The organism is Bacillota bacterium (assembly GCA_024655925.1).
Lineage (GTDB): Bacteria > Bacillota > DTU025 > DTU025 > JANLFS01 > JANLFS01.
This window is the reverse complement of record JANLFS010000102.1, coordinates 8,603-10,534: the sequence shown is the minus strand read 5'-3', so window position 1 is coordinate 10,534 and position 1,932 is coordinate 8,603. Positions and strand designations below refer to the sequence as shown.

3 protein-coding genes are annotated in these 1,932 nt (G+C 60.3%); all 3 read left to right on the top strand.

What is annotated here, in order from left to right:
• Window positions 1-21 precede the first annotated feature (21 nt).
• From spoIIIAC to spoIIIAE, 3 genes are read left to right on the top strand one after another with little or no spacing between them, the layout of a single operon-like run.
• The gene (gene spoIIIAC / locus NUW23_13185) at window positions 22-219 is read left to right on the top strand and encodes a stage III sporulation protein AC (GenBank protein MCR4427113.1); all 198 of its coding nucleotides are present in this window, start codon (window positions 22-24) and stop codon (window positions 217-219) included.
• A gap of 11 nt (window positions 220-230) precedes the next feature.
• Window positions 231-620 carry a stage III sporulation protein AD gene (gene spoIIIAD / locus NUW23_13180; protein ID MCR4427112.1) on the top strand — a complete coding sequence of 130 codons (390 nt, stop codon included), beginning with the start codon at window positions 231-233 and terminating at the stop codon, window positions 618-620.
• Window positions 617-1,816 carry a stage III sporulation protein AE gene (spoIIIAE, locus tag NUW23_13175; protein MCR4427111.1) on the top strand — a complete coding sequence of 400 codons (1,200 nt, stop codon included), beginning with the start codon at window positions 617-619 and terminating at the stop codon, window positions 1,814-1,816. The genes spoIIIAD and spoIIIAE overlap by 4 nt, the downstream gene beginning before the upstream one ends.
• Window positions 1,817-1,932 lie beyond the last annotated feature (116 nt).

Sequence of the window (1,932 nt, the reverse complement as noted above, 5' to 3'; positions counted from 1 at the left end):
AAGCCTAAGGAGGGCCTTGGAATGGGCCTAGATCTAATACTCAGAATCGCAGGTGTTGGGATACTCGCGTCAGTCTTGCACACCATCCTCAAGCAGCAAGGCAAAGAGGAGTACGCCCTTCTCGCCACGACCGCTGGTATCGTGCTAGTCTTTCTCATGCTGGTACAGTACATCGACGAACTCTTCACAAGTGTCCGCGCAGTGTTCCGGCTCTGGTGAGGTGCAGGCAGATGGAAATCCTGAGAGTAGTCGGGTTCGCACTCATGGGTGTCCTCCTTCTGACCCTTCTCCGGGGAACACGCTCGGAGATGGCCGTTCTCCTGTCCATAGCCCTCGGGACCGCCCTGTTCCTTGTAATTGCCACGAGGCTGGAAGGGTTTGTTTCGGTGTTATCGGACATCTCCGCCAAGGCAGGGATAAGTGGAGTCTACATCAACACAGTCCTGAGAGTCATGGGTGTCGCCTACCTGGCAGGATTCGGTGCGCAAGTATGCCGGGACGCAGGTGAGGGCGCGTTGGCCGCCAAGGTTGAGATGGCTGGAAAAGTGCTGATACTCGTCATGTCGATGCCCCTTATGTTTGCCCTCCTGGACGTAATCCTGAGGGTGCTGCCGTCATGATGCGCCTACGCAGAACGCGTGCCGGGCTGACGGCGGCCATGGCTTTCGCGACTTGCCTCGCCGTGGCGCTGTTTCCGGTGAATGCTTCTGGAGAGGCGTATCCCGATCCACTCATGGGGGTCCTCGACGACACCCTATCGATCGTGAACACGGAGGAACTGGAGAGGTTCGTGGAGGGTGTGGACCGCGATACAGCGGAGTACCTCCCGCGGCTTGACATAAGAGAGATTATGTCAAATAACGGTGCCGGCATTCTGGATGTGGACTCCATCGCCCGCGGTGCTGCGGGCTTCTTCGTCCGTGAGGTCAGGGCGAATCTGAGGCTTCTGGGTGAGCTGATTCTGGTGGCAGTGGCGGCCGCCGTCCTCACTACTCTGGGCGCGGGGTTCGGGGAGGAAGGGCCGGCCATGGCGGGCTGGGCGGTATGCTACATGGTCATGGTGATCATCGGTGTCAACAGCTTCCGTATCGCGTCCGGGATCGGTCTCGGAGCAGTGGACCAGATGATGTCGTTCATGTATGCCATCATCCCTGCTCTGACTGGACTCGTGGCTGCTTCCGGCGGCGTGGGCACGGCAGCCATAGTCAGCCCGGCGATCATGGCGGCCACTGCGACCGTGGGGACCGTGGTGCAGAGCACCATAATCCCTCTGATACTCCTGTCCGCCGCCCTCGCCCTTGCGGGGAATGTTACGGGACGGGGCCACGTCTCGAAGCTCGCTGGGCTGCTTCGGTCGTGGGCCCTCCTTGTTCTGGGCCTTCTGGCGACAGTGTTCGTGGCGGTCACCGGCATGAGAGGAGGGCTCGCGTCCGTGTCGGATGCGGCGTCCGCCAAAGCCGTCAAGTTCCTCTCAGGAAGCTTCGTCCCAGTAGTCGGAAAGATATTCGGAGATGCCATAGACCTGGTGGCCACGTCCTCCCTGGTGCTCAAGGGGGTGATCGGCCTTTTCGGCCTGGTCACCTTGGGTGTGGTCTGCCTTTTCCCTGTGATCAAGATGGCCGTAATCATGTTCATGTTCAGGATCGGGGCGGCCCTGGTTCAGCCGCTGGGAGACTCTCGGATATCTGATTGCCTGTCAGAGATGGCAGACGCTCTCTCCGCCCTGTGCGTATCCGTGGCCACGGTCGGGTTGATGTTCTTCATATCCATAGCGCTCGTAGTCGGGTTGGGCGGAGTGGTGGTCATGGGGAGGTAGGAGGGCTGGGCGGGTCCGGCGTGGGACTGGACCAGGTGAGACCTGCGCATGGGGAGGTATTGGAGTGGAGGCACTCACGAGCTGGGTCCGGGGCTTTGTGGTCTTGGTTCTCACTA

Bases quoted from the DNA above. Each gene is read 5' to 3' on its own strand.
- spoIIIAC (MCR4427113.1), top strand. From the start codon at position 22: ATGGGCCTAGATCTAATACTCAGAATCGCAGGTGTTGGGATACTCGCG.
- spoIIIAD (MCR4427112.1), top strand. From the start codon at position 231: ATGGAAATCCTGAGAGTAGTCGGGTTCGCACTCATGGGTGTCCTCCTT.
- spoIIIAE (MCR4427111.1), top strand. From the start codon at position 617: ATGATGCGCCTACGCAGAACGCGTGCCGGGCTGACGGCGGCCATGGCT.